This window comes from Streptomyces sp. MnatMP-M17, from assembly GCF_900091995.1.
Lineage (GTDB): Bacteria > Actinomycetota > Actinomycetes > Streptomycetales > Streptomycetaceae > Streptomyces.
Window position 1 is genome coordinate 1 of record NZ_FMDK01000773.1, and the last position, 4,828, is coordinate 4,828.

Annotated in this window: 7 protein-coding genes; 2 read left to right on the forward strand and 5 right to left on the reverse strand. The window is 69.9% G+C overall.

Features of this window, described 5'->3' with window-relative positions:
• From GA0115259_RS30260 to GA0115259_RS30270, 3 genes are all read right to left on the reverse strand, one after another.
• A partial coding sequence (locus tag GA0115259_RS30260) for a multinuclear nonheme iron-dependent oxidase (RefSeq protein ID WP_176732703.1) occupies positions 1-285 on the reverse strand: 285 nt, incomplete at its 3' end.
• 123 nt (positions 286-408) lie between these two features.
• On the reverse strand, positions 409-1,218 hold the full coding sequence (locus GA0115259_RS30265; protein WP_176732704.1) for a DUF4142 domain-containing protein: 810 nt from the start codon (positions 1,216-1,218) through the stop codon (positions 409-411).
• Positions 1,219-1,329: 111 nt separating this feature from the next.
• Positions 1,330-2,097 carry a peptidyl-tRNA hydrolase gene (locus tag GA0115259_RS30270; protein ID WP_256098208.1) on the reverse strand — a complete coding sequence of 256 codons (768 nt, stop codon included), beginning with the start codon at positions 2,095-2,097 and terminating at the stop codon, positions 1,330-1,332.
• 81 nt (positions 2,098-2,178) lie between these two features.
• Between GA0115259_RS30270 and GA0115259_RS30275 the strand changes: the two genes are divergently transcribed.
• Together GA0115259_RS30275 and GA0115259_RS30280 are read left to right on the forward strand one after the other, a co-directional pair.
• Positions 2,179-2,856, forward strand: coding sequence for an AIM24 family protein (locus tag GA0115259_RS30275; RefSeq protein ID WP_093602923.1), 678 nt, complete (start codon positions 2,179-2,181; stop codon positions 2,854-2,856).
• Positions 2,857-2,906: 50 nt separating this feature from the next.
• On the forward strand, positions 2,907-3,095 hold the full coding sequence (locus tag GA0115259_RS30280; protein ID WP_093602917.1) for a hypothetical protein: 189 nt from the start codon (positions 2,907-2,909) through the stop codon (positions 3,093-3,095).
• Positions 3,096-3,167: 72 nt separating this feature from the next.
• On the opposite strand, the gene GA0115259_RS30285 is transcribed toward GA0115259_RS30280, so the two are convergent.
• Both GA0115259_RS30285 and GA0115259_RS30290 read right to left on the reverse strand, forming a co-directional pair.
• Positions 3,168-4,016, reverse strand: a complete 849-nt coding sequence (locus GA0115259_RS30285) for a polysaccharide deacetylase family protein (RefSeq protein WP_256098209.1) — start codon at positions 4,014-4,016, stop codon at positions 3,168-3,170.
• A 53-nt stretch (positions 4,017-4,069) separates the two neighbouring features.
• On the reverse strand, positions 4,070-4,828 hold a 759-nt coding region (locus tag GA0115259_RS30290), incomplete at its 5' end, for a PPK2 family polyphosphate kinase (protein ID WP_093602921.1).

The following is a 4,828-nucleotide window of genomic DNA, read 5'->3' on the forward strand; positions in this document are numbered from 1 at the left end:
GATGTGCTCGGTGACCAGCGGCGAGCCCAGCGCCTCGGCGCGCTCCGCGAGATCCGCGAGCCGCCGCGCGTCGGGCCGGTCCGCGCCGCCCAGCCCGAGCGAGACGCCGTGCGGCACGACGGTGACGCCGCGCTCACGAAGCCGTACGAGCGAGTCGGGCAGATGGCCGGCGCAGAGATTCTCCGCGACGGCCTCGACCCAGTCGATCCCGGACAGCCCTTCCACCGCGTCGGCTATCTCCGGACGCCAGCCGATACCGATCCCCAGCTCTGGTATGCCGTTCATGGCTCCCCCTCCTCGGTGCGCGACAGCGCAACGGTGCAGAGGTGATGACCCCGCCGGGCGCCGCTGAATCCGTTGAGAGGGACGTTCAGAGGTCGATTTGAGGTTCCATGCGGCGCGGCCCGGCTATGGAGTGGGCGCCGGTGGAGCGGGCGGCTGCTGTTCCGTTCCCGGCTCCGGCCGGTCGGTGTTGATCGCGGTCGGCGCGCCGGGCTGCGTGGAGGGCCGGGAGGTGAAGGACTGGTCGCCGGTGGCCTCGACGGGCGACGGCGCGGGCGGAAGGTTTCCGTCCGGAGGCGGCGGTCCGGTCGGGCTGGCGGTGGCGGCGCCCGCGGCCTCGTTGGCGATGCTGTCGAAGTCGACGAGACCGGTGGCCTCCAGCATCGTGATGTGGTCGAGGACGGTCTGGTTGGCGTCGCTGGCGAGCTGTCGTATCAAGGTGTTCCTGGTCGTGTGCCGTACCTGCGCGATGAGCGCGAACACCTTGCCGTGGGCGTTGCGCAGCAGATTGGCGAACTTCCGCTCGTACTCCTGGCCCGTGGCCGCGGACAGCTCTCTGAGCCAGCCCTGCTGCTGCTCGGTCGGCTGGTTCGGCAGCTCGATCCCGAGCCTGGCCGCCACATCGCGGGCCCGCTTGTCGAGGTCGGTGTGGCCGACGACCAGATGGTCACCGCAGTCCTTGATGGCCTGGCTGGGCGCGCGCTGGATGGCCTGCTGTCCGGCCGGCAGCTCCCAGAGCCCGGCCAGCCGTACCTTGACCAGCAGATCACGGTCGGTCGCGGAGAGCGGCCCCCACTGTGTCGCGACGGACGAGGCATTGAGATTGGCCTGCCCGGTGCCGGAACGGTCGGCGTACGACCAGACGGGGAAGGCCAGCGCCCCGACTGTGGCGACGAGTGCCGCGATGATGAGCGCCGTACCGTTGATGCGTCGCAACAATGTGCTGCCTCCCGAACCGATATAGGACACCGCTGAACCACCGCCGGCCGACGGGCCGTTCAACCGGCGTGGCGGTACCGGGAGATACGTACAGGGACTCCGGAACGTTCAGCTCCGCAGCGCCGGGTGATCGGCGACCACGGTGGCGCTGCCCGGCGCGATCTCGGTGAAGCCCGCGTCGCGGACCACCGGGAGGCCGGCGGCGGTGAGTTCGCGCCAGTGCGCGGCGTCGGGAGTGCGTACGGCGAGCGGGAAGCCCGCTGTGTGCCAGGCCTTGCGGTCCGTGTCCGACAGCTCCCACCAGGCGAGTTGGGCGCCGTGGCCGGCCTGGGCCATGGCCTTGCCGGCGGACATGTCCAGCTCGGGATTGAGCCAGAGGACGGGATGCGCCGGATCGGCGGCGGGCGGTGGCTCCCGGTCGGCGAGGTCGGTGCCCGAGACCTGGAGCTTTGCGAGCTCCTTGGGCCAGCCGTCGAGCGGGACCGGCGGGAAGACCCGTACCTCGGCGGGCGGTACGGCCTCCGTCGACAGGCCCGTACCGATGACCGTCACGCCCGGGAGCGCCGAGGCGCGGCGCCACTCCGCGCCGCGCGCCCGCCGTACCACCTTGCGGATCCGGGCGTCCTGCCAGTCCCGTATCGCCCTCGCCCACTCGCCCTCGCCCAGCGACCGTTCGTCGGAGAGCATGACCAGCACCGCGCGGGCCGCCGTCTCCAGGGCGTCGGTACGGGCCGGAGGCGTGGCCTTCTCGATATGGACCACCAGCGGCAGCACGAACTGCGGGGCCTCGTCGCGGTCCGTCCGCTCGTGTTGGAGTGGGCTGTCGGTGCCGGTGACGGTGCCGGTGACGTTATTGCTGTCGTTGTCGCTGCTCACGGCTCCAGTCTGCCAGCCGCTCCGGCGGACCTTCCGCCGGATTCTTGGCGGAAGGGAAGCCTCCGGGCGAGGATGCACGGCATGAAGAGCGACCTTTTCACCGCGGAGCATCTGGCACAGCCGGCGACCGCGCCCGGGATGACACTCCAGAACTCCAAGTCGATCAAGTACGCCGTCAACGGCGAGATGCACGCACGGCAGGGATCCATGATCGCCTACCGGGGCAGTCTCCAGTTCGAGCGCAAGGGCCAGGGCATAGGCGGCATGCTCAAGCGGGCCGTCACGGGCGAGGGCCTGCCGCTGATGGCCGTCCGAGGACAGGGCGAGGCCTGGTTCGCCCAGGAGGCGGCCAACTGCTTCATCGTCGATGTGGAACACGGTGACTCGCTCACCATCAGCGGCCGCAATGTGCTCTGCTTCGACCCGACGCTCTCGTACGAGATAAAGACGGTGAAGGGCGCCGGAATGACCGGCGGCGGGCTCTTCAACAGCGTGTTCACCGGCTACGGCAAGCTCGGTCTGATCTGCGAGGGCACACCGATCGTGATCCCCGTCACGGCGCAGGCGCCGGTGTACGTCGACACGGACGCGGTTGTCGGCTGGAGCAGCCAGCTCGGCACCTCGCTGCACCGTTCGCAGTCCGTCGGCTCGATGATCCGCGGCGGCTCGGGCGAGGCCGTCCAGCTCATGCTCCAGGGCGAGGGCTTTGTGATCGTCCGGCCGAGCGAGGCGACGCCGACGAAGCCCACCGCGCACTGACTCCGTCGGCGTGGCCCGGCTGAGTACGGCGGCTGAGTACGCTCGACGGTATGAGTGAGAAGGCAGTTGTGGACCGGGACCGGTCCACGGTGGAAGAGACGGAAGAGGCGGCAGAGATCGTCTACGCGGACTGTGTGCACTGCGGAAAGCCGACCGAGTACCCGGAGTCGGTCAAGGGCGTGACGCTCTGTCCCGTCTGCGAGTGGCAGGAGGCCCAGCGGATGGCCTGTTCGGGTTGAGCCTCCTGTCCGGGGCAGTCTGCGTACGGCCCGCTGTCCGGGCCGTCCACGGGCCGTCGCCGAGTCCCGTGCTCAGTGCCGCATCAGCTCGGAGACCTTGACGAAGCGGTAGCCGCGCTTGCGCAGCTCCGGCACGATCTTCCCGACCGCCTCCTCCGTCACCGGCGCCGCGCTGCGCGTGCAGTGCATCACCACCAGCGAGCCCGGCCTCACATCCTTGAGGACCTGTTCGGCGACGGCGTCCGCGTCCGTGGCGAAGGCGTCCCCGCTGACGACGTCCCACTGGATGGCGGTCACCTTGGCCGGAACGAGGGCCCGGAGCGCGGCGTCGTCGTAGCAGCCGCCCGGGAAGCGGAAGTACGGCACCACATTCCGGGCTCCCGCGGCACGGAACGCGGCGAACGCGCGCTCCACGTCCTCGGCCATCTTCTGCTCGCCGATGGCCGGCAGCCCGTAGCAGTCGGCCGTGTAGGCGTAGTGGCTGTAGGAGTGGTTCGCGATCTCGAAGACCGGATCGCCGCCGATCGCCTTCGCCTGGCTCGGATACTCCTCGGCCCACCGCCCGGTCATGAAGACCGTCGACGGTACGTCGAGCCGGCGCAGCAGGGAGATCAGGGAGGGGTTGTCGAACTGTTCGCCGCTCGCCGCCCGTGGCCCCTGATCGGCCGTCATATCGGCGTCGAAGGTGAGCGCCACGGTCTTCCCGGCGGCCGAGGTCCCGCGCTTGAACACCGGTGTCAGCCCGTCGGGACCGGGCGCCATGGTCGGCGGCGCACCGACTCCCGTACTCCCGGGAGCCCCGGAGCGGGAGGCGGAGAGCGAGGCGGGCGAGTCCGTACCGGTGCCGCATCCGGCGAGCGCGGCGCCCAGGACGGCGACGGTGGCGGTAGCGGTGGCGAGCAAACGTGCATATGTGGTCACTCACGGAAAATATAGGATGATCTGCCCGGATCGGTTGTACGGCACTCGCGCGGTCAGGGCATCTTCAGCAGCTTGTCCCGGGCTTCCGCCACATCGAACCCGGCCTTCGGATAGACCGGATCCAGGGCTTCGAGATGCTCCAGGAGCAGAGTGCTGATCGCCCAGTTGCGGTACCACTTGCGGTCCGCCGGGACCAGATACCAGGGCGCCGCGTCGGTGGAGCAGCGTTCGAGGGCCAGTTCGTAGGCCTTCCGGTACGCGGGCCACAGGGCGCGGTCGTCGATGTCGGCCGGGCTGAACTTCCAGTGCTTGTCCGGGTTGTCGAGCCGGGCCAGCAGCCGGGCGCGCTGTTCCTCGTAGCCGATATGGAGGAAGACCTTCACGACGGTGGTGCCCGTGTCGGCGAGCGACTGCTCGAAGAGATTGATCTCGTCGTAGCGCCGGCCGAGGTCGCGGCGTGGGACCAGCTCGCGCACCCGCGTGATCAGGACGTCCTCGTAGTGCGAGCGGTCGAAGATACCGATCTCGCCCGGCTCGGGCAGAGCGCGTCTGATACGCCAGAGGAACGGATGGCTCAGCTCCTCCGCGGTCGGTGTCTTGAACGCCCTGACCCGGCAGCCCGCGGGATTGAAGTGCCCGATCACATGCTTGACCGTGCCGCCCTTGCCGCTGGTGTCCATGCCCTGGAGCACGAGCAGCAGCCGACGGGTGTCGCCGGCCGTGCTGGCCGCGTACAGCCGGTCCTGGAGACCGGCGAGACGTTCCGCCAGCCGGGCGGTGGCGGCGAGTCCCGCCGACTTGTCCGCCGGGCC